Raw genomic sequence first — 20608 nt, 5'->3', positions numbered from 1 at the left:
GAGCGGAAATCGACCATGAGCACACTCAGCGTTTATCACCAGGCATCGCCCGAGCTGCCGAACAAGGTTCTGACCCATGGCGAGGACATCGCCGCCACGCTGGCCGAAGTCGGCGTGCGCTTCGAGCGCTGGGAAGCCAGCGCGCCGGTAACGGCCGGCGCTTCCCAGGAGGACGTGATCGCCGCGTATCGGTCCCAGATCGATCGCCTCAAGGCCGAGCGTGGCTACGTCACCGTCGATGTGATCAGCCTCGACCGCGACCATCCGCAGAAGGCCGAGCTGCGCGCCAAGTTTCTCGACGAGCACCGCCACGCCGAGGACGAGGTGCGTTTCTTCGTGGCGGGCCGTGGGCTGTTCACGCTGCACATCGACGAATACGTCTATGCGGTGCTGTGCGAGAAGAACGACCTGATCTCGGTGCCGGCCGGCACGCCGCACTGGTTCGACATGGGCGAGAACCCGCACTTCGTCGCCATCCGCCTGTTCAACAACCCGGAAGGCTGGGTCGCCCACTTCACCGGCGAAGACATCGCCAGCCGCTTCCCGCGCCTGGAAGACTGACCTCCACGGCGGCGGCCGCATTGGCTCGCCTGCCTCAATCCGGCCGCCGCACCTTCGGGACAACACCATGACCATCAAAGCGATCCTCACCGACATCGAAGGCACCACCAGCGCCGTCAGCTTCGTCTTCGACGTGCTGTTTCCCTACGCCAGGAAGCACCTGCCGACCTACGTGCGCACCTACGCCAGCCAGCCCGACGTTGCCGCGCAGCTCGATGCCGTCCGCCAGGAAAGCGGCGAGCCGGGCGCCAGCACCGAGCGTGTGATCGAGATCCTGCTGGAGTGGATCGCGGCCGATCGCAAGGCGACGCCCCTCAAGACGCTGCAGGGCATGGTCTGGGCCAAGGGTTATCGGGCCGGTCAGCTCAAGGGTCACGTGTATCCCGATGCGGTCGCTGCGCTGCGCCGCTGGCACGAGGCGGGCTATCGGCTCTACGTCTATTCGTCGGGCTCGGTTCAGGCGCAGAAGCTGATCTTCGGCTGCTCCGAGGCAGGCGACCTGACGCCGCTTTTCAGCGACTTCTTCGATACCACCACCGGCAACAAGCGCGAGCCCGAAGCCTACGAGCGTATCGCGCGGGCGGTCGGGCTGCCGGCCGAACAGGTGCTGTTCCTCTCCGACGTGGTGCAGGAGCTCGATGCCGCACGCGCCATCGGCATGCGCACCTGCGGGCTGGCCCGCGAGGGCGGCGAGCTGGCCGGACACCCGGTCGTCGCGTCGTTCGACGATATCGACCTCTCGCTCTACTGAGCGCCCCGCCTGGACTGAACCCTGTTCCCGCGCCGGCATCCTAAATTAGGAACCTACCTGAAACAGGAGCGACCTCATGGATGCCTTTGGCGGAATTTTCGGCCTGATCATTCTTCTTCTGGATATCTGGGCCATCGTCAGCGTGCTGCGCAGCGACAGCGAGACCGGCAAGAAGATTCTCTGGGTGCTGCTGATCGTGATCCTGCCGGTTCTGGGCCTGATCATCTGGGGCATCATGGGCCCGCGCGGCAACCGCAACGGCGACGCCGGCCAGCTTCGACCCTGAGGCACCCGTTGCCCCGCTCTGCGGGGCGGCTTCTGACGCAGGTGCGCGATGGAGACTCTGAGCACGATCCTGATGGTGCTGGTCGCAGTGCTCGATGTCGTTGCGCTGTTCTTCGTGTTGCGTAGCGGTATCGAGCCCGGGCGCAAGGTCGTCTGGTCGGCGGTGATCATCCTGTTGCCGGTGGTCGGCATCATCATGTGGGCCTGGGCTGCCGGGCCGCTGGGAAAAGTGAGGCTCTAGCCGTGCCCGGACGCCTGTGGAGCGGGCTCTGGTTGATGGCGCTGCTGGCACTGGCGCCCTTGTCCCAGGCGGACGAGTCGGCCTGGGACGCGCTGCGCGAGGGGCGGGCGCTGCTGCTGATGCGCCATGCCACCGCGCCAGGCCTGGGAGATCCCGCCGGTTTCGTCCTTTCCGATTGCAGCACCCAGCGCAACCTCGATTCGCGAGGTCGCGCCGAGGCCCGGCGTTGGGGCGAACTGTTGCGCGCAAAGGGCATCACCCGCGTGCGGTTGTTCAGCAGCCGCTGGTGCCGCGCGCTGGATACCGCGCGGGGAATGGGGCTCGGCGAGGTCCGACCGCTGCCGTCGCTCGACTCCTTCATCGCCGAGAGGCACCGCGGCGACGTTCACACCGCCACCTTGCGACGCGACCTCGCCGCGATGCCGCCCGGCGACCCGCTGGTGCTGGTCAGCCATCAGGTCAACGTCACCGCCCTGACGGGAATCTTCCCGCGCTCCGGGGAGGCCGCCATCATCGCGTTGCCGCTGGCCGATCCGGCGCGGGTGCTGGCGCGCGTGCCGACGCCCTGAGTCATCGACCCGCGTAGTTGCGCCAGAGGTGAATCGCGGCATAGGCGCGCCAAGGGCGCCAGGCTTCGGCGCGTTTGGCCAGGGCCTTGGCACCGATGCCCTCCGGGCCCCAGGTCGGCGCCTTGAGCAGGCCCAGGTCCGCGGCCGGAAAGGCATCCGCTTCGCCGAAGCCGCGCAGGGCGATGTACTGCGCCGTCCAGGGCCCGATGCCGGGGAGTTCGCACAGGCGGGCCACCAGCGCATCGGCACCGTCTTCAACATGCAGTTCGAGCGCCCCCTGGGCGACGCTGGCGGCGAAGCGCTGCAGCGCGGCCAGCCGTTTGGCGGGCATGCCGATGCTGTCGAGCGTCGCGCCGGCGATGGCCTCGGGCGTCGGGAACAGCCGGTCCAGCATCGGCATCTCCGGGTCGTGCTGGGGTTCGCCGAGGCGTTCGACGAGGCGGCGGGTGATGGTGACCGCCGCCTTGATCGAGACCTGCTGGTTGATGATCGCCCGAACCGCCTGTTCGAACGGATCGAACGCCGCGGGAAGACGCAACGAGGGGTTGGCGGCTATCAGCGGGCCGATCGCCTCGTCCTGGGCGAAGTGCCGGAGCAGCGTCTGCGGGTCGGTGTCGAGATCGAACATCTTGCGTACGTGGGCGGCCAGCGGCTCGCGCACGCTGGCGGCCGAGGCGCTCAAGGTCAGCTCCAGGGCGTCCCGTTCGGGCAGCGGCCGCACGCTGAACCAGCCGCGGACCCCGGCCAGGCGGATGTTGCGGCTGTAGCGCGTTTCATCCAGCGCCTCGACGCCCGGCAGCAGCCGCAGGGCGAAATGCTCGTGGAACTGCGTCCATTCCCAGGGCGGGCAATAGGGCAGGGATATGACGATCGGCTCACTCATGCCCAGACCATAATCGCTTGGGCGGGCCCTGTCGCGTCGGCCTGCGCTTTCAAGGCGGCAAGGTTTCACCTGTCATCGAAGGCGACGTAGAATGCGCGGCCCTTTTCCAGGGCGGCCGGACGCGTCGCCCTCCATCGTCAGCCAGCGGAGATCGACCCCCATGAGCGACTATCAGGAAACTCTCTACGAGGGTTACGGCCAGCGGTTTCGCATGGACCGGTTGCTGCACGAGGTGCGCACCGAACATCAACACCTGGTGATCTTCGAGAACGCCCGCATGGGGCGCGTGATGGCGCTCGACGGCGTCATCCAGACCACCGAGGCCGACGAGTTCATCTACCACGAGATGCTCACCCACGTGCCGATCCTCGCCCACGGGCTGGCGCGGCGGGTGCTGATCATCGGCGGCGGCGACGGCGGTATGCTGCGCGAGGTCGCCAAGCACGACAGCGTCGAGCACATCACCATGGTCGAGATCGACGGCACGGTGGTGGACATGTGCAAGACCTTCCTGCCCAACCATTCCCGCGGCGCGTTCGACGATCCGAGGCTGAACCTGGTGATCGACGACGGCATGCGTTTCGTCGCCACCACCGATCAGAAGTTCGACGTGATCATTTCCGACTCCACCGATCCGATCGGGCCGGGCGAAGTACTGTTCTCGGAGAATTTCTACCAGGCCTGCCGCCGCTGCCTGGCCGACGGCGGCATCCTGGTGACCCAGAACGGCACGCCGTTCATGCAGCTGTCCGAGGTGCAGACCACCGCGAGCAGAATGAACGGCCTGTTCGCCGACTGGCATTTCTACCAGGCGGCGGTGCCGACCTACATCGGCGGTGCCATGACCTTCGCCTGGGGCGCGTGCGACGGCCAGGCCCGCAAGCTGTCGCTCGAGGTGCTCAGGCAGCGGTTCGCCGGCAGCGCGATCGTCACCCGCTACTACAACCCGGAAATCCACCTGGGCGCCTTTGCCCTGCCGCAGTACGTCCTGCAGGCGATCAACAAGTCCAGCAACAGCTGAACCCTCTCGCGGGGCCTCGCCGGCCCCGCGGCCGCCCGCGGCGCGGGCAACGCGGACACGCTTCGTTCGAACTTCCATCGGCCTGTACCCCTCAGAACTCGTATACCAGCGCCGCCGGCCCTGCCTGCGCCGTAGAGTCGTGGCTGTGCATCGGCAGTCTTTCCAGGCGACAGCCGACGTCCGCAGGCATAGAGTCAGGAGGCGCGTCTTAGCCAAGCCCGAGGAGGTTGATCATGAGTACTACCTTCCAAGAGGACATCAGCAGCAGCGTATTGCGCAGGATGAAGGAGGGCGGGTTCGACTTTGCCCGGGTTCATCCCATCGAGTTCTACGCCATCTTTCCCGACGAGGATCGCGCCCGCCTCGCGGCGAGCAAATTTCGCGGCGAGTCCACCAACGCGCAGATATCGGCCCGGGACGATGGGGCCTGGAGCCTGCAGGTCAGCAAGGTGATGTACGCGACCCACAACGGCATCGACGACTTCGAACAGGACCTCGAAGAACTGGTGGAGCCCCTGGGCGGCGTGCTCGACGGCTGGGGCGTGACCCAGGAGATCAACGTCTAGCCGAGCGTCAGCGTTCTCCGAACCGGCCCTGCAGCGCCAGGTCCCACGGGGCGGTCGGGCCGAATCGGCTTTTGAGGAATTCCAGCAGCAGGCGGGTCCGCGAGTCGGCTTCGCGCGTCAGGCGCAGCGCGTAGATGCCGCTCGGTTCCGGCGACGGCAGGCCGTTCTCGCAGAACAGCGCCTGCAGTTCGCCGGCCTGCAGCTGGTCGCTGATCAGCCAGGTCGGCAGATGGGCGATGCCGAGGCCGGCGCGTGCGCCGCAAAGCAGCGCCTCGGCATTGTTCGCCACCAGACGCAGGCGCCGCGGCCGCAGCAGGCGACTGCGCCCTTCGTGCTCGAAACGCCAGGCGTGCGGGGGCGCCGGGCTGTCCCAGTCCAGCCCGTCATGTTCCGGCAGTTCCGCCGGGGTCAGCGGTACGCCACGGCGGTTCAGATAGTCCGGACTCGCGCACACCACTCGGATCATCGGCGCCAGCGGTGTGGCCACCAGGCGGGTATCGGCCAGCGGGCCGATGCGCAGGACCAGGTCGACTTCACCCAGGTGCTCGCCCTGCAGGTCGATGAAGCTGTCGATCAGGCGCAGCTGGATATCGACGCCCGGATAGGCCTTGAGGAACTCGGCGAGCGCCGGCGCCAGGTGCCGCCTGCCAAAGGGCGCCGGGGCATCGATGCGGATGCGACCCTCCGGCGAGCTGCCATGGGCGGCGGCCTCGGCCCGCGCCAGCTGCAGTTCCTGGAGGATGCGCCGGGCACGTTCGGCGAAGGCCAGGCCCGCCGCGGTCGGGCGTACCGCATGGGTGCTGCGACTGACCAGCTGGCAGCCGAGGGTCGCTTCCAGCGCATCGATGCGCCGCGCGACGGAAGAGGGTGTCAGTGCCTGCTGGCGGGCCGCGCTGGAAAAGCTTCCGCTTTCCAGAACCGCGAGGAAGAGGCTGAGCTGATCGGATAGGTGGTCTGACTGCATGGCTGGCCTTTGCGTTTCGTGCATAGCCATTGTGCGTGGCTATGCGTTTCGCTGCCAGCCCAAGGCTCGTAGCATGTCGCCTTTCGTTGAGCGGAGTGTGGTATGTCGATCTTGGAGTTCGCGCTGGACGTTGTCCTGGGGCTGGTGCTGGGTACGCTGGGAGGCCTGTTCGGCATTGGTGGCGGGTTGATCGCCATTCCGGTGCTGGGCGTGCTGTTCGGCCTCGATCAGCAACTGGCCCAGGGCACGGCCCTGGTGATGGTGGTGCCCAACGTGCTGCTGGCGGTCTGGCGTTATCACCAGCGCAACCGCATCGACATCCGCCACGCGGGCGCGCTGGCGATCAGCAGTTTCGCCTTCGCCATCGTCGGCGCGGCCGTGGCCGTGTCGCTGGATGCGGGCCGCATGCGCATGGCCTTCGTCGTCTTCCTGCTGGCGCTGGCGGCCTACACCTTGCTGCGGGCGTTCCTGCGCCACCAGCCCGGCGGTACGGAGTTGAGGTATCCCTGGCCCTGGCTCGGCCTGCTGGGTGCGGGCGCGGGCTCGCTGGGCGGGCTGTTCGGTGTCGGCGGTGCGGTGCTCGCCACGCCGATTCTGACCGCGGTGTTCGGCACCAGTCAGGTCGTCGCCCAGGGGCTGTCGCTGGCGCTGGCTGCGCCGAGCACCGGCGTGACGTTGGCGGCCTACGCGATGCACGGACAGGTCGACTGGTGGCTCGGGTTGCCGTTGGCCCTGGGCGGCCTGCTCAGCATCAGCCTTGGCGTTCGGCTGGCCCACGCATTGCCCGAGCGCCTGCTGCGCGTCCTGTTCAGCGGCTTTCTGGTGGCCAGCGCGGTGCTGCTCGCCTACAAGGGCTGAGGGAGGCTCAGGCCTCGATCCGGGGCTGGCGGGCGCGGCGGATTTCCCGTCTCGCGCTTCGCGCCAGGCGGATGCCGAGCAGGATCGCCGCGCAGCTGAGCCCGGCGATCAGTCCTTGCCACAGTCCCTTCGGCCCGCTCGGCTCGCCCAGCCAGTCCGTCAGGCCCAGCAGGTAACCGATGGGTAAGCCGATTCCCCAGTAGGCGAACAGGGTGAAGACCATGGTCATGCGGGTGTCCTGGTAACCGCGCAGGGCGCTGGCGGCGGTGACCTGAACCACGTCCGAGAACTGGAACAGTGCGGCGTAGTAGAACAGGCTCGCCGCCACCGCGATGACGGCCGGGTCCGCCGTGTAGAACCGCGGGATCTGCTCGTTGAGCAGCAACATCGAACTCGCCGAGAAACAGGCGTAGATCAGCGCGGCGCCAATGCCTACGCCGGCGACGAAGCGCGCGTCGCGCGGTGCACCGCGGCCCAGTGACTGGCCGACCCTGACGGTGATGGCGATGCCCAGCGACAGGGGGATCATGAAGATCAGCGAGGTGAAGTTGAGCGCGATCTGATGGCCGGCCACGACTTCAGCGCCGAGGCCGCCGATCAGCAGCGCAATGACCGAGAAGATGCTGGCTTCGGCGAACACCGCCACGCCGATCGGCACGCCGATCGAAAGCAGCCGTCCGATGGGTTGCCACCGAGGCCATTCGAAACGCGCGAACAGCTCGCTGGCTCGGTAGTGTTCCTCGCGGCTGACATGGAACAGCATGCCCAGGAACATGCAGCACATCACGATCGCGGTGGCCCAGCCGCAGCCGACACCGCCCATGGCCGGCAGCCCGAGCTTGCCGTGGATGAAGATGTAGTTGAGTGGGATGTTGAGCAGCAGCCCGAAGATGCCGATCTTCATCGCCGGCAGGGTCCGTCCGAGCCCGTCGCTGAAACAGCGCAGCACCTGATACAGCGCCGCTGCCGGAAAGCCGCAGGCGACGGCACGAAGGTAGGCAATCGAAGGATCGATCAGCGCCGGCTCGACCCGCATCAGGTCCAGGACCGGCCCGGCATTCCATAGCGCCACCGCGCAGAGCGTTCCCACCCCGAGACCCATCCACAGGGCCTGGCGCACCAGTGGACCGATCTGCGCCTGCTGGTCGGCGCCGAAGCGCTGGGCCACGTTGGGCGTGGTGGCCAGGATGATGCCCGTCATCAGCAGAAAAACCGGAACCCAGAGGGAATTGCCGAGCGCCACGGCGGCGAGGTCCGACGCGCTGACGCGGCCGGCCATCACGGTATCGACGAAGCCCATGGCGGTATGCGCCAGCTGGGCGATCATGATCGGGAAGGCGAGGACGAAGAGGGTACGCAGTTCGCTGAGTACACGCGCGAGTCGTGGCTGCGTGGGCATTGCGGTTTCCGGTTGTATACAAAATGGACGGCAAGTCTACGCGCCGGCGCGAGGCGCCGAAAGCGGCGGGGCACCTTTGCTAGAATGGTCGGCCGATCCCCGCAGGAGCCGCGCATGCGCATTCTCGCCGACGAAAACATTCCTCTGGTCGACGCCTTCTTCGGCGAGTTCGGCGAGATCCGCCGCATGCCGGGGCGGGCGATCAATCGCGCCGCCGTCGAACAGGCCGATGTGCTGCTGGTCCGCTCGGTGACGCGGGTCGATCGCGACCTGCTGGAAGACTCTGCGGTGCGCTTCGTCGGGACCTGCACCATCGGCACCGACCACCTGGATCTGGACCATTTCGAGCGCGTCGGGATCGACTGGGCCAGCGCGCCCGGCTGCAACGCGCGCGGCGTCGTGGACTATGTGCTCGGCAGCATTCTCGCGCTGGCCGAGCGCAGCGGAGTGGACCCGGCCACGCGCCGCTACGGGGTGGTCGGCGCAGGGGAGGTCGGCGGTCGGCTGGTGGAGGTGTTGCGCGGCCTGGGCTGGTCGGTGCAGGTCTGCGATCCGCCGCGGGCTGCCCGGGAGGCGGGCGATTTCGTGGCGCTGGAGCAGGTCCTGGCCGACTGCGACGTCATCAGCCTGCACACGCCGCTCGAGACCGCAGGCGCGTTCGCCACCTTTCATCTGCTCGGCGGTGCCGAACTCGACCGCCTCCAGCCGGGTGCCTGGCTGATCAATGCCAGTCGCGGCGCGGTGGTCGACAATGCGGCGCTGCTGCGCAAGCTCGAAGGTGGCGCCGACCTGCAGGTGGTGCTGGACGTCTGGGAGGGCGAGCCCCTTGTCGATGTCGAACTGGCCGCACGCTGCCTGATCGCCACACCCCATATCGCCGGCTACAGTCTCGAGGGCAAGCTGCGCGGCACCGCGCAGATTCACCAGGCGTTCTGCGCGGCCCGGGGGCTGACGCCCGGCGCCAGCCTGGAGGCGTTGATGCCCGCGCCTGGGCTGCAGGGCCTGAGCTTCGCCGCCGGCGCCTCGCCACGGGAGGTGCTGTCCACCCTGTGCCGCGCGGTCTACGATCCACGCCGTGACGATGCCGATTTTCGCCGCAGCCTGTGCGGCGACGAGGCCAGTCGTCGGGCAGCCTTCGACGAGCTGCGCAAGCGTTATCCGGTCAGGCGGGAAATCGACGGGTTGCAGGTCCGCGTCGATGGCGACAATCCGGCCCTCGAGCGGATCGTACGGGCGCTGGGCGCTTCGCTGATCTAGCGCGGCGCCGATCTGCGCGGGCAGGCGGGCGCAGATCGGATGCATTTTGGCGCCTGCTCCGCTAGCATAACCAGTCCTCCGCTTCAGCCCGCGATGGTGTTATGAGTTATCAGGTACTTGCCCGTAAATGGCGTCCGCGATCGTTCCGCGAAATGGTCGGACAGACGCATGTGCTGCGGGCTCTGATCAACGCGCTGGACAACCAGCGGCTGCACCACGCCTATCTGTTCACCGGGACTCGTGGGGTCGGCAAGACCACCATCGCGCGGATCATCGCCAAATGCCTCAACTGCGAAACGGGGGTCAGCTCGACGCCCTGTGGGCAGTGCTCGGTCTGCCGGGAGATCGACGAGGGGCGCTTCGTCGACCTGATCGAAGTGGACGCGGCGAGCCGCACCAAGGTCGAGGACACCCGCGAACTGCTGGACAACGTGCAGTACGCGCCCAGCCGAGGTCGCTACAAGGTCTACCTGATCGACGAAGTGCACATGCTCTCGTCGCACTCGTTCAACGCGCTGCTCAAGACCCTCGAAGAGCCGCCGCCGCACGTCAAGTTCCTGCTGGCGACCACCGACCCGCAGAAGCTGCCGGTGACCATTCTCTCGCGCTGCCTGCAGTTCTCCCTGAAGAACATGCCGCCCGAGCGGGTGGTCGAGCACCTGACCCACGTGCTCGGCGAAGAGCAGGTGCCCTTCGAGGAAGATGCGCTGTGGTTGCTGGGTCGTGCGGCCGACGGTTCGATGCGCGACGCCATGAGCCTGACCGACCAGGCCATCGCCTTTGGCGAGGGCCGCGTGATGGCCGCCGATGTGCGTGCCATGCTCGGGACGCTCGATCACGGGCAGGTCTATGGCGTGCTGCAGGCGCTGCTCGAAGGTGATGCGCGTGCGATGCTCGAGGCGGTGCGCCACCTCGCCGAGCAGGGGCCCGACTGGTCCGGCGTGCTCACCGAGATGCTCAACGTCCTGCACCGGGTCGCCATCGCCCAGGCGCTGCCCGAGGCGGTCGACAACGGCCAGGGCGACCGCGACCGCGTGCTGGCGCTGGCGCAGGCCCTTCCGGCCGAAGACGTGCAGTTCTACTACCAGATGGGGCTTATCGGGAGGCGCGACCTGCCGCTCGCTCCGGAGCCGCGCAGCGGTTTCGAAATGGTGCTGCTGCGCATGCTGGCGTTCCGTCCGGCCGACAGCGACGATGCGCCTCGAACATCGCTAAAGACGGCAGGAATCAGCCCGGCCACGACTGATTCCTCGCGGCAGGTGGCCGGTACGGTCAATCCGCCGCCGGTCGCTCCTGCCTCTCCCGTGGCGGCACCTGCTGCCGTCGTGGCGCCGCCGCAAGCGCCGGCGAACGTACCGGTAGCGCCGCCAGTGGCCGAGCCGTCCGCCTCCGGCCCGAGCGAGCGAGCGCATCAGCCGGCCCCGGGCGCCGAGCCGAAGGCCGAGGCGCATGCCCGGCCGCAGCCCGAGATCGCACCGCCAGCGATCGAGCCCGGGCTGCCTTCGGACAATCCGCCGATCGTCGATCTGCCCTGGGAAGAGCCGCCTGCGACGCCGCCGGTCGCCGCGCTCCCCGAAGCCGCGATGGACGTGCCGCCGCCGGCTGACGAGGACCATCACGCACCGGTGGTATTGGTCAACGAGCCCGATGACGACGAGCCGCCGATCACCGACGAAGATTATTTCGACGTCGAGGCGCAGGCCGAGGCCTACCTCGACGGGTTGGACGACTCGATCAGCGAGCCGCCGGCACCGGCCGAGCCTGCCCTGGCCGCTCGCCCCGCCACCGGGCTGAGCGCGGAGTGGCTGGAGCTCTTTCCCAAGCTTGGCCTGGGCGGCCTGACCGGTAGCATCGCGGCCAACTGCACCCTGGTGGCGGTGGAAGGCGATCGCTGGCTGATGCACCTGGACCCCGCCCAGAGTGCGCTGTTCAACGCCACCCAGCATCGCCGCTTCAACGATGCGCTCAACCAGTACCACGGGCGTCCCCTGCAGCTGGACATCGAACTCAAGGAGCCGCAGCAGGAGACGCCCGCCCAGGCGGCCGCCAGGCGTCGCATCGAGCGTCAGCGGGCCGCGGAGCGCTCGATCCAGAGCGATCCGGTCGTCCAGCAGCTGATGCAGCAATTCGCTGCCGTGATCCGTGACGGCACCATCGAACCCGTAGAACACACCGAAAGCTGATTTGATTCCGAGGTGATACCCATGATGAAAGGTGGTATGGCCGGCCTGATGAAGCAGGCCCAGCAGATGCAGGAAAAGATGCAGAAGATGCAGGAAGAGCTGGCGAACGCCGAGGTCACCGGCCAGTCCGGCGCCGGCCTGGTCAGCATCGTGATGAACGGCCGCCACGACGTCAAGCGTGTCAGCCTCGACGACAGCCTGATGCAGGAAGACAAGGAAATCCTCGAAGACCTGATCGCCGCAGCGGTGAACGACGCGGTGCGCAAGATCGAGCAGAACAGCCAGGAGAAGATGGCGGGCATGACCGCCGGTATGCAGTTGCCCCCAGGGTTCAAGATGCCGTTCTGATCGGCGGAAGAACCAGGCGGGAAGTCGCCGCTCCCTGTCCCCCGGGCAGGCGCAGTCGGCGGCTTCCCGCTTTTCGGATTCCAGTGTTTCGAGACCTTCATGAGCTTCAGCCCCCTGATTCGCCAACTCATCGACGCCTTGCGCATCCTGCCCGGCGTCGGCCAGAAGAGTGCCCAGCGCATGGCGCTGCAGATGCTCGAACGCGACCGCAGCGGCGGCTTGCGGCTCGCCCAGGCCCTGTCACGGGCCATGGAAGGCGTGGGTTATTGCCGCCAGTGCCGCACCCTGAGCGAAGACGAGATCTGCCCGCAATGCGCCGATCCCCGGCGTGACGACAGCCTGCTGTGCGTGGTGCAGAGCCCGATGGATGTGTTCGCCGTCGAGCAGACCGGTTTTCGCGGCCGCTACTTCGTGCTCAAGGGGCACCTCTCGCCGCTCGATGGCCTGGGCCCTGAGGCCATCGGCATTCCGGAACTGCTCGAGCGTGTCGCCAATGGCGCCTTCGCCGAAGTGATCCTGGCCACCAATCCCACCGTGGAAGGCGAGGCCACCGCTCACTACATCGCCCAGATGCTCGCGCCCAAAGGCCTGGCGGTCAGCCGCATCGCGCACGGCGTGCCGCTTGGCGGCGAGCTCGATCTGGTGGACGGCGGAACGCTGGCCCACGCCCTGGCAGGGCGCAAGCCGATCAGCCTGTAGCAGGTGTGACGGGAAGGATGGCGAAATGCCGGCCCTGGATGGATGACGGTCGTCAGTGCATTCGTGTAAAGTTATAAATCTCCCTTCTGTAAATAACCTAAAAGAATAACGTGCTTGCTTCCGGTTATATGCACCGGTCTGCCGACGTTGGAGGTTTGCTAATGAAAGCTCGGAATTGGTTGGTCCCGGCGCTGCTGTTGATCAGCGCTTTCGCTCAGGCCCAGGAGAAATTCAAGGTCGGTTACATCCGCGTCATGGATGACGCCCAGGCCATGGTCGCCCATGAAGCCGGGCTCTATAAGAAACACGGTCTGGACGTCGAGCTGATCGAATTCAGTTCGGGTACCGACCTGATCAAGGCCATCGTTGGCGGTCAGCTCGATACCGGCGTGCTGGGCTTCACCAATGCGGTCGCCTGGGCTTCCAAGGGCGCGGACCTCAAGGTGGTCGGCGGTGCGCAGCAGGGCTATCACTCGATCGTCGCCCGCGAGGCGACCGACATCAAGGAAGTGGCCGACCTCAAGGGTCACAGTCTGGCCTCCCAGAAGGAAGGCAGCACCGCCGATACCGTTCTGCGCGGTGTGACCTTCCGCGACGCCAACCTGCAGCCGGGCGACGTCAACGTGCTCGGCGTGAGCCCCGCGGTCGCGGTGCAGTCGCTGGTCTCCGGCCGGGTCGACGCGGCGTTCCTGTTCGAACCCTATGACCGCATCGCCCAGCTGGTCGCGCCGGTGCGCCAGATCTACGAGATCGGCGCGGTCTGGCCGTTCCCCTGCATGGTGGTGATCACCTCCGGCGACACCCTCGCCAAGCGCAAGGATGCCGTGTGGAAGAGCCTCGATGCCCAGCGCGAGGCGATCGAGATGCTGGAAAAACAGCCCGCCGAAGCGGCCAAGCTGATCGCCAACTATTTCATCGCCGAGCCGACGCTCAAGACGCTGCAACGCGGCGAGCTGCCGCGCGAGGTGGTGATCGAGGAAGCCATCGCCACCCAGACCTTCAGCGCGAAGCTGGACGGCGATGACCTGGCGCGCATCCAGGAACTGGCCGACATCCTGCAACTGCAGGGCTCGCTGAAGACTCGCGACGGCAAGCCGTTCGATACCAGCGCCATCGTCGACCTGTCCTGGCAACAGGCGCGCGAACTCTGATCATGACGCCATGACCGCCCGGCCCGGTGCCGGGCGGTCGCGTTTCCTGCGCCGCTGCGGCGCTTCGATGGTGTTTGGAAGGTTATGCAGCTTAGCTTCGAAAACGTAGACAAGCGCTTTGGCGAGCTCGAAGTCATCAAGGGCTTCTCCCGCCAGATCGCCCGGGGCGAACTCGTCGCCCTGGTAGGCCCCTCCGGTTGCGGCAAGTCGACCCTGCTGCACCTGGTCGCCGGGCTCGAGCAACCCACGGCGGGTCGGGTGCTGGCCGACGGCAAGGCCATCACCGGGCCAAGCCCGCGCCGTACCCTGGTGTTCCAGGAGCATGCGCTCTATCCCTGGCTGTCGCTGCAGGCGAACGTCGCCATGGCGCTGGAACTGCAAGGCGTCGCCAGGAAGCAGGCGTTCGAGCAGGCCAAGAGCTGGTTGGCCAGGGTCAACCTGACGGGGTTCGAGAAATACTATCCGCACCAGGTTTCCGGCGGCATGCGCCAGCGCACCGCGCTGGCCCGTGCCTTCATCGCCAAGCCCGAAGTGCTGCTGCTCGACGAACCGTTCGGCGCCCTCGATGCGCTGACCCGGATGGCATTGCAGGACGTGCTGGGCGAACTCATCGACGAGCATCGCCCGACGGTGCTGCTGGTGACCCACGACGTCGACGAGGCGCTGTACCTGGCCGATCACATTCTGGTGTTCAGCAACCGCCCGGCGCAGGTGCTCAAGGCTTTCGATTTCGCCCATTGCGAAAAGAGCCATGACCTGTCCGGCTTCGCCGCCGAGCGCAAGGAAATACTGCAGTTGTTGGGCATCAAGACGGAGGTCGAACATCCATGAGCCAGCCTCGTCGGCTTACCGGCCCCCGGAAATACCTCGCCGTGCTGCTCGCGGTGCTGTTCATCGCGCTGATCTGGCAGGCCGCCGCCTGGAGCCTGCCTTCGTTCCTGATGCCGGGTATCCCCGCCGTGTTCGCGCGCCTGGTCGAAGCGGTGCAGGAACCCGCGTTCCGTGACGGCCTGCTCGGCAGCATGAGCCGCCTGGGCAGCGGTTACAGCTTCGCCCTGCTGTTCGGCATCGGCTTCGGCCTGGTCGGGGGCGTGTTGTTCTTCTTCCGCGAGATCCTGCGTTCGGCGATCGTCATCCTGCAGTCGATCCCCTCGATCGCCTGGGTGCCGCTGTTTCTCATCGTGATGGGCTTCGGCAACCTGCCGATCATCGTCGTGGTCGCGCTGGCGGCATTCTTCCCGATGGCACTGTCGGTGATGAACGCCACCGAGAGCGTGCAGCCGGTACACGTGTCGGCCGCTCGGGTGATGGGCGCGTCTCGCTGGCAATTGCTGCGCCGGGTCTACCTGCCGGCGGTCATGCCGGAGCTGATCACCGGGGCCCAGCTGGCGTTCGGCAACGCCTGGCGTGCGCTGATCTCGGCAGAGATGCTGATCGGCTTCGGCCAGGGCCTGGGGCGCTCGCTGGCCTATTCGGGCGAGATCGCCGACATGGTGGGCGTGATGATGAACATCCTCGTCATCGCCATCCTGGCGACCCTGATCGATCAGGTCGTGCTGGAGAAATTCAAGCAGCGGATGCTTCGTTACCAATACGTCTGAGGCCCTAACCATGGCTGCTCGGTTGCTTGCGGGGGTGATGCTCGCCGGCGTGATGGCGTCGGTTTCGCTGGCGGCACCTGTGCTGCGGGTCGAGCTGAGCGGCGATTACCGTGCGCTGCGCGCGAGCACTCCGGACGTGGTGCCGGGCGGTTTCGAGCAGGAGCTGGCCGAGCGGCTGGGGGCGTCATTGCAGCGGCCCGTCGCGATTGGCGGTAGCGCGGCGGCGGATCTGGTCATCGGCGCCCAGGAGCAGGGGGCTGCTTTCTACGAGAGCGCGATGGCCGCCCTCAGCGCCGCCGAGGGCGGGGTCGGGGGCTGGGAGCAACTGCGCGACCAGCCGTTTTGCGTAGCCCAGGGCAGCCCTTATGGCGAGCAGGTGGTGAAACGCTTCGGTGGCCACCGGCGCGAATACCCCAGTGCGGCCCACGCGCTGATCGGGCTCAAGCTCGGCGAATGCCAGGCCGTGGTGGAGGACAGCCGGTTGCTCGCCGACATCGCACCGCTACCGGAGTGGCGGCGCTACAACCGGCTGTTGCCGACGCTGGACGAGGTGGGCGTGACGCTGCGTGCCAAGGCCGGCGAGCCGGCCCTGCAGGCTCAGGTGGAGGAGAAGCTGGAGGCCTGGCGCCGCGATGCTAGCCTCGAGCAGCTGATCCAGCACTGGGTGGATGAAGTGGCCTTTCAGGCCTACGTCCTGGCCGATACCCTCGACTGCCACTGACGCCTTATCGATCGGCTGATTCGATCAGCCCGGGCAGCGCTCGTTGCAACCCTTCCAGCTTCAGCGGCGCCCGAAGATGGCCGCGCAGCGTCGCGTCCGGGCCGACCAGGGCAAGATTGCCGCTGTGGCTGACGCTGTAGTTGCCCTGGGTCTCGCTTGTCGCTACGAACGGCAATCCCAATCCCCTGGAGAATCGCTGCAGTTGCTCCATCTCGCCGGTCAGGCCGAGGAAGCCGGCGCGATAGAAGCCCAGGTACTGTTTCAGTTGCTCCGGGGTATCGCGCGCCGGATCGGCGCTCACCAGGATCACCTGCAGCTGATCGCGCACCTCAGGCTCGAGTTGCGACAGCAGGCGGCGAACGTCGGCCAGGGTCGTTGGGCAGATATCGGGGCAATGGGTGAAGCCGAAGAACAGCAACGTCCAGCGTCCCCGCAGCGCGTCGGTGCCGAAGGGCTGGCCATCCTGATCGATCAGGGCAACCTGCGGCAGGGCACGCTCGCGCGGCAGCACTAGCAGGTTGGCTTCGTCGAGCAATGCCTGGCGGTCCAGCGCCTGGGCCGCCAGGGGCAGCCAGAGGACGCAGCTCAGGGTCAGGATCAGCGCCTTGCGCATGATGGATGCTTCCAGAGAGGAGTGAGCCGCGCCGAGCACGGGCTCAGCGGTCGTCCAGGGCGAACGCGGTCAGGGTGAAGGTCGGGATGCCGGCATCTTGCAGCTTGCGCGAGCCGCCCAGTTCCGGCAGGTCGATGATCGCGGCCGCTTCGTGGATGCGGGCGCCCATGCGCCTGGTCAGCTGGGCCGCGGCCAGAAGGGTTCCGCCGGTGGCGATCAGGTCGTCGAAGATCAGGATCGAATCGCCTTCGCAGAGGCTGTCGGCGTGGACTTCCAGGTAGGCCTCGCCGTATTCGGTGCTGTAGGAGGCCGAGAGCACGTCGGCGGGCAGCTTGCCCTGTTTGCGGAACAGGATCAGCGGCTTGTTCAGTTCGTAAGCGATGATCGAGCCGAGCAGGAATCCACGCGCATCCAGTGCGCCGATATGGCTGAAATCGGCCTCCACGTAGCGCTGGATGAAACTGTCGGCGACCATGCGCAGCGCGCGCGGCGACTGGAACAGCGGCGTGATGTCGCGGAACACGATGCCGGGCTTGGGAAAGTCCGGGACCGGGCGGATCAGGGTCTTGATGCTGAATTCGTCGAAGATCATCTCAGAGATCCATGTTGCCGCCGGCCAGCGCGCACAGGCCGATGGAGTCCAGTATCCGGACTTCCTTGCCTTCGGCTTCGATCAGGCCGCTTTGCTGGAAGCGTGTGAAAACGCGCGAGACCGTCTCGACCGCCAGGCCCAGGTAGTTGCCGATCTCGTTGCGCGACATCGACAGGCGGAACTGGCTGGCCGAGAAGCCACGGGCGGAAAAGCGCGCCGAGAGGTTCACCAGGAAGGTGGCGATGCGCTCGTCCGCGGTTTTTTTCGAGAGCAGCAGCATCATCTGCTGATCGTCCCGGATTTCGCGGCTCATGATGCGCATCAGCTGGCGGCGCAGCTGGGGCAGGGCGACGGTAAGCTCGTCGAGGCGTTCGAAGGGGATCTCGCAGACCGAGGTGGTTTCCAGCGCCTGGGCGGTGACCGGGTAGGCCTCGGTGTCCATGCCGGACAGGCCGACCAGCTCACTCGGCAGATGGAAACCGGTGATCTGTTCCTCGCCGCCGTCCGTCACGCTGAAGGTGCGCAGGGCGCCCGCGCGGACCGCGAACACCGAATTGAAGGTGTCGCCCTGGCGGAACAGCGTTTCGCCTTTCTTCAGTGGACGCCCGCGCTTGACGATCTCGTCGAGCGCGTCCATGTCCTGCATGTTGAGCGAGAGCGGCAGGCAGAGGCCGGATAGGCTGCAGTCTTTGCAGTTCACCTGTCTTTGCGGGCGGGCGTTGGTCGACTCGGCCATCGTAGCGTCCTGGTACCTTGCGAGTGATTCGTAAGGGTAACCCAGGCAGGGGATCGAGCCAACCGAACCGGTGTCGCATGCATGGCAGTGCCGATCAGATCACCCGCGAGTAGCGCTGCGTGGTCTGTTGCGGCAGGTAGTGGTCGAAGGCCATGCAGACCGCGCGTACCAGCAGGCGGCCAGCCGGCAGCACCGAGATCATCTGCTCGTCCAGCGTGATCAGGCCGTCGTCCCTCATCTGTTCAAGCAGGGGCCATGCCTCCTGGAAATAGGTGCAGAAATCGATTCCGTGGCGGCGTCCGAGTGCGGCATGGTCGAGCTCGAAGTCGCAGATCAGGCGGCGAATCACGTCGCGACGGACGCGGTCGTCGTCGTTGCAGTGCAGGCCGCGCTGGGTGGCGAGCTGGTCGTGTTCGAGCTGCTGCTGATAGGTGGCCAGGTCGCTGCTGTTCTGGCAGTAGAGGTCGCCCACCTGGCTGATCGCCGAGACGCCCAGGCCGATCAGGTCGCAATGGCCGTGGGTGGTGTAGCCCTGGAAGTTGCGCTGCAGGGTGCCGTCTTCCTGGGCGACGGCCAGCTCGTCGTCGGGCAGGGCGAAATGGTCCATGCCGATGTAGCGGTAGCCGGCTTCGGTCAGCTGCTCGATGCTGTGCTTGAGCATGTGCAGTTTGTCCGCCGGGCTCGGCAGGTCGTGGTTGTTGATCCGCCGTTGCGGCATGAAGCGCTCCGGCAGGTGGGCATAGTTGAACAGCGACAGCCGGTCCGGCTGCAGCTTGATGATGGCCTCCACCGTGCTGGCGAAGCGTTCCGGCGTCTGCAGGGGCAGGCCGTAGATCAGGTCGATGTTCACCGACTTGAACTGCAGCGTGCGGGCGGCTTCGACGATCGCCTGGGTCTCCTCCAGGCTCTGCATGCGGTTGATCGCCCGCTGTACCTGCGGGTCGAGGTCCTGCACGCCGAGGCTGACGCGATTGAAGCCCAGCTCGCGCAGCAGTCCCATGGTCGGCCAGTCCGCTTCGCGTGGGTCGATCTCGATGCTGTAGTCGCCCGCGCCGTCTTCCAGCAGGTTGAAATGCCGGCGCAGCAGGGCCATCACCCGACGCAGTTCGTCATGGTTGAGAAAGGTCGGGGTGCCGCCGCCGAAGTGCAGTTGCTCGACGCGCTGCCCGGGGCCGACATGGGCGGCGATCAGCTCGATCTCCCGTTCCAGGCGATCCAGGTACACCTGGGCCCGGCTGCGGTCCTTGGTGATGACCTTGTTGCAGGCGCAGTAGTAGCAGATGTTGGCGCAGAACGGGATGTGCACGTAGAGCGACAGCGGCCGGTTGGCCTTGCGGCTGTCGCGCAGCGCGTGCAGGAGATCGAACGAGCCGATGTTGCCATTGAACTGGACGGCTGTCGGATACGAGGTATAGCGGGGGCCGGCCTGATCGTAGCGGCGGATCAGATCGATATCCCAATGAATGGCGTCTAGCATGATGGCACCCCGGCAAAACAGCGATGGGGCGATTCTAGGGGCCGCCCCGGGCGGCCGACTTGACATGAATCAAGCCAGCCCGGAGGCCGGATACCGGCGGTCGCCGGTGCAGGGCATTTTCCGCCGGTCGCCGTTGTCCAATTTTTCGAGTCGGCGCCGCTCTGGCGCGCTGTTTACCCGGCGCCAGCGGTGCAGTATTTTCCCCCTCTGTCCCAGATACCCGGCCCAAGGCCCCAGGAGGAACCATCGATGCATAGCCGTCAGCCTGAAATTGCCGCAGCACTGAAGGTTTGCGCACCCTTTGACGGCCCTGCGTCGATCCAGGCGGAGATAGACCGCCGCGTGGCATTCATCCAGCAATGCCTGAGAGCGTCGGGCATGAAGACCCTGGTGCTCGGAATCAGCGGCGGTGTCGACTCGACGACGGCCGGGATGCTGGCGCAGCGTGCCGTCGAGGGCATGCGCGCGGCGGGCGAGGGGGACGACTACCGGTTCATCGCGGTACGCCTGCCCTATCAGGTCCAGCACGACGAGCACGAGGCGCAACTGGCGATCGAGACCATCAAGCCCGACGAATGCCACACGGTGAATATCGGTGCGGCCGTGCTGGGGCTCGCCAAGGCGACCGAAGCGCTGGATGCCCTCACGCCCGAAAAGCGCGACTTCGTGCTGGGCAACGTCAAGGCGCGCACGCGCATGGTGGCGCAGTACACCATCGCCAATGCGAGGCAGGGGCTGGTCATCGGTACCGACCATGCGGCCGAGGCGGTGATGGGGTTCTTCACCAAGTTCGGCGACGGCGCCTGTGACCTCACGCCGCTCACCGGTCTGGTCAAGCATCAGGTCCGGGAAATCGCCGCGGCCCTCGGCGCGCCGCAGCAACTGGTGCAGAAAGTGCCCACCGCCGACCTGGAAGAGCTCACCCCCGGCAAGCCGGATGAGGACGCCCACGGCGTTACCTACCAGGACATCGATGCCTTCCTGCAGGGCCGTGAGGTGCCGGACGCCATCGCCCAGACCATTGTCGATACCTACGACAAGACAGCCCACAAGCGCGAGCTGCCCAAGGAGCCGTAAGGCCGGCGACGGCGTCGCGCCTGGGCGCGGCTGGCCGCGCGGCACGTGATCGTTC

At 66.7% G+C, this 20608-nt stretch carries 24 protein-coding genes; 17 read left to right on the top strand and 7 right to left on the bottom strand.

The features are described from left to right. The first annotated feature begins 15 nt into the window (after positions 1 to 15). The 5 genes from DN824_RS12005 to DN824_RS11985 all read left to right on the top strand — a co-directional run bounded on the left by DN824_RS12005 (position 16) and on the right by DN824_RS11985 (position 2407). The gene (locus DN824_RS12005; RefSeq protein WP_138408638.1) at positions 16 to 561 is read left to right on the top strand and encodes a 1,2-dihydroxy-3-keto-5-methylthiopentene dioxygenase; all 546 of its coding nucleotides are present in this window, start codon (positions 16 to 18) and stop codon (positions 559 to 561) included. 67 nt (positions 562 to 628) lie between these two features. After that, positions 629 to 1312, top strand: a complete 684-nt coding sequence (gene mtnC / locus DN824_RS12000; RefSeq protein WP_138408637.1) for an acireductone synthase — start codon at positions 629 to 631, stop codon at positions 1310 to 1312. Between the two features lie 76 nt (positions 1313 to 1388). Beyond that, a complete protein-coding gene (locus DN824_RS11995) occupies positions 1389 to 1598 on the top strand; it encodes a PLD nuclease N-terminal domain-containing protein (RefSeq protein WP_138408636.1) in 210 nt (69 codons plus the stop codon). 48 nt (positions 1599 to 1646) lie between these two features. Then, positions 1647 to 1838, top strand: a complete 192-nt coding sequence (locus tag DN824_RS11990; protein ID WP_138408635.1) for a PLDc N-terminal domain-containing protein — start codon at positions 1647 to 1649, stop codon at positions 1836 to 1838. A 35-nt stretch (positions 1839 to 1873) separates the two neighbouring features. Further along, the gene (locus DN824_RS11985; RefSeq protein WP_138408650.1) at positions 1874 to 2407 is read left to right on the top strand and encodes a histidine phosphatase family protein; all 534 of its coding nucleotides are present in this window, start codon (positions 1874 to 1876) and stop codon (positions 2405 to 2407) included. A gap of 1 nt (position 2408) precedes the next feature. On the opposite strand, the gene DN824_RS11980 is transcribed toward DN824_RS11985, so the two are convergent. Continuing rightward, the gene (locus DN824_RS11980) at positions 2409 to 3290 is read right to left on the bottom strand and encodes a DNA-3-methyladenine glycosylase family protein (protein WP_138408634.1); all 882 of its coding nucleotides are present in this window, start codon (positions 3288 to 3290) and stop codon (positions 2409 to 2411) included. A gap of 160 nt (positions 3291 to 3450) precedes the next feature. Between DN824_RS11980 and speE the strand changes: the two genes are divergently transcribed. Together speE and DN824_RS11970 are read left to right on the top strand one after the other, a co-directional pair. Continuing rightward, positions 3451 to 4311 (top strand): polyamine aminopropyltransferase, encoded by an 861-nt coding sequence (speE, locus tag DN824_RS11975; protein WP_138408633.1) that lies wholly within the window; start codon positions 3451 to 3453, stop codon positions 4309 to 4311. Positions 4312 to 4544: 233 nt separating this feature from the next. Further along, positions 4545 to 4877 (top strand): ribonuclease E inhibitor RraB, encoded by a 333-nt coding sequence (locus DN824_RS11970; RefSeq protein ID WP_138408632.1) that lies wholly within the window; start codon positions 4545 to 4547, stop codon positions 4875 to 4877. Positions 4878 to 4884: 7 nt separating this feature from the next. Here the strand turns inward: DN824_RS11970 and DN824_RS11965 are convergent, their stop codons facing one another. Next, complete coding sequence (locus tag DN824_RS11965; RefSeq protein ID WP_138408631.1) at positions 4885 to 5841, bottom strand: LysR family transcriptional regulator; 957 nt, start codon at positions 5839 to 5841, stop codon at positions 4885 to 4887. A 102-nt stretch (positions 5842 to 5943) separates the two neighbouring features. Between DN824_RS11965 and DN824_RS11960 the strand changes: the two genes are divergently transcribed. Beyond that, positions 5944 to 6699: a sulfite exporter TauE/SafE family protein gene (locus tag DN824_RS11960; protein ID WP_138408630.1), complete on the top strand. Its 756-nt coding sequence runs from the start codon at positions 5944 to 5946 to the stop codon at positions 6697 to 6699. A 7-nt stretch (positions 6700 to 6706) separates the two neighbouring features. Here the strand turns inward: DN824_RS11960 and DN824_RS11955 are convergent, their stop codons facing one another. Then, complete coding sequence (locus DN824_RS11955; protein ID WP_138408629.1) at positions 6707 to 8098, bottom strand: MATE family efflux transporter; 1392 nt, start codon at positions 8096 to 8098, stop codon at positions 6707 to 6709. A 114-nt stretch (positions 8099 to 8212) separates the two neighbouring features. Between DN824_RS11955 and pdxB the strand changes: the two genes are divergently transcribed. The 8 genes from pdxB to DN824_RS11915 all read left to right on the top strand — a co-directional run bounded on the left by pdxB (position 8213) and on the right by DN824_RS11915 (position 16058). Continuing rightward, complete coding sequence (pdxB, locus tag DN824_RS11950; protein WP_138408628.1) at positions 8213 to 9355, top strand: 4-phosphoerythronate dehydrogenase PdxB; 1143 nt, start codon at positions 8213 to 8215, stop codon at positions 9353 to 9355. Positions 9356 to 9456: 101 nt separating this feature from the next. After that, positions 9457 to 11538, top strand: a complete 2082-nt coding sequence (dnaX, locus tag DN824_RS11945) for a DNA polymerase III subunit gamma/tau (RefSeq protein WP_138408627.1) — start codon at positions 9457 to 9459, stop codon at positions 11536 to 11538. A 21-nt stretch (positions 11539 to 11559) separates the two neighbouring features. Continuing rightward, a complete protein-coding gene (locus tag DN824_RS11940; RefSeq protein WP_138408626.1) occupies positions 11560 to 11886 on the top strand; it encodes a YbaB/EbfC family nucleoid-associated protein in 327 nt (108 codons plus the stop codon). A gap of 99 nt (positions 11887 to 11985) precedes the next feature. Next, positions 11986 to 12585: a recombination mediator RecR gene (recR, locus tag DN824_RS11935; protein WP_138408625.1), complete on the top strand. Its 600-nt coding sequence runs from the start codon at positions 11986 to 11988 to the stop codon at positions 12583 to 12585. Positions 12586 to 12746: 161 nt separating this feature from the next. Beyond that, the gene (locus DN824_RS11930; protein ID WP_138408624.1) at positions 12747 to 13736 is read left to right on the top strand and encodes an ABC transporter substrate-binding protein; all 990 of its coding nucleotides are present in this window, start codon (positions 12747 to 12749) and stop codon (positions 13734 to 13736) included. A gap of 84 nt (positions 13737 to 13820) precedes the next feature. After that, positions 13821 to 14567 carry an ABC transporter ATP-binding protein gene (locus DN824_RS11925; RefSeq protein ID WP_138408623.1) on the top strand — a complete coding sequence of 249 codons (747 nt, stop codon included), beginning with the start codon at positions 13821 to 13823 and terminating at the stop codon, positions 14565 to 14567. Next, the gene (locus DN824_RS11920; protein WP_138408622.1) at positions 14564 to 15337 is read left to right on the top strand and encodes an ABC transporter permease; all 774 of its coding nucleotides are present in this window, start codon (positions 14564 to 14566) and stop codon (positions 15335 to 15337) included. The genes DN824_RS11925 and DN824_RS11920 overlap by 4 nt, the downstream gene beginning before the upstream one ends. A 10-nt stretch (positions 15338 to 15347) precedes the next feature. Beyond that, positions 15348 to 16058, top strand: a complete 711-nt coding sequence (locus DN824_RS11915) for a type 2 periplasmic-binding domain-containing protein (RefSeq protein WP_138408621.1) — start codon at positions 15348 to 15350, stop codon at positions 16056 to 16058. Positions 16059 to 16062: 4 nt separating this feature from the next. Here DN824_RS11915 and DN824_RS11910 read toward each other — a convergent pair whose 3' ends face one another. From DN824_RS11910 to hemN, 4 genes are all read right to left on the bottom strand, one after another. Next, on the bottom strand, positions 16063 to 16671 hold the full coding sequence (locus DN824_RS11910; protein WP_138408620.1) for an SCO family protein: 609 nt from the start codon (positions 16669 to 16671) through the stop codon (positions 16063 to 16065). 43 nt (positions 16672 to 16714) lie between these two features. After that, the gene (locus tag DN824_RS11905) at positions 16715 to 17263 is read right to left on the bottom strand and encodes an adenine phosphoribosyltransferase (RefSeq protein ID WP_138408619.1); all 549 of its coding nucleotides are present in this window, start codon (positions 17261 to 17263) and stop codon (positions 16715 to 16717) included. A gap of 1 nt (position 17264) precedes the next feature. Beyond that, complete coding sequence (gene fnr, locus DN824_RS11900) at positions 17265 to 17999, bottom strand: fumarate/nitrate reduction transcriptional regulator Fnr (protein ID WP_138408618.1); 735 nt, start codon at positions 17997 to 17999, stop codon at positions 17265 to 17267. A 94-nt stretch (positions 18000 to 18093) separates the two neighbouring features. After that, the gene (gene hemN, locus DN824_RS11895; RefSeq protein WP_138408617.1) at positions 18094 to 19476 is read right to left on the bottom strand and encodes an oxygen-independent coproporphyrinogen III oxidase; all 1383 of its coding nucleotides are present in this window, start codon (positions 19474 to 19476) and stop codon (positions 18094 to 18096) included. A 249-nt stretch (positions 19477 to 19725) separates the two neighbouring features. Between hemN and nadE the strand changes: the two genes are divergently transcribed. Next, on the top strand, positions 19726 to 20553 hold the full coding sequence (gene nadE, locus DN824_RS11890; protein WP_138408616.1) for an ammonia-dependent NAD(+) synthetase: 828 nt from the start codon (positions 19726 to 19728) through the stop codon (positions 20551 to 20553). The last annotated feature ends 55 nt before the right edge of the window (positions 20554 to 20608 follow it).

Source organism: Stutzerimonas nosocomialis, assembly GCF_005876855.1.
In the GTDB taxonomy this organism is placed as follows: domain Bacteria; phylum Pseudomonadota; class Gammaproteobacteria; order Pseudomonadales; family Pseudomonadaceae; genus Stutzerimonas; species Stutzerimonas nosocomialis.
Note: the sequence above shows the minus strand (reverse complement) of the source record. Positions and strands in the feature narration are given on the sequence as shown.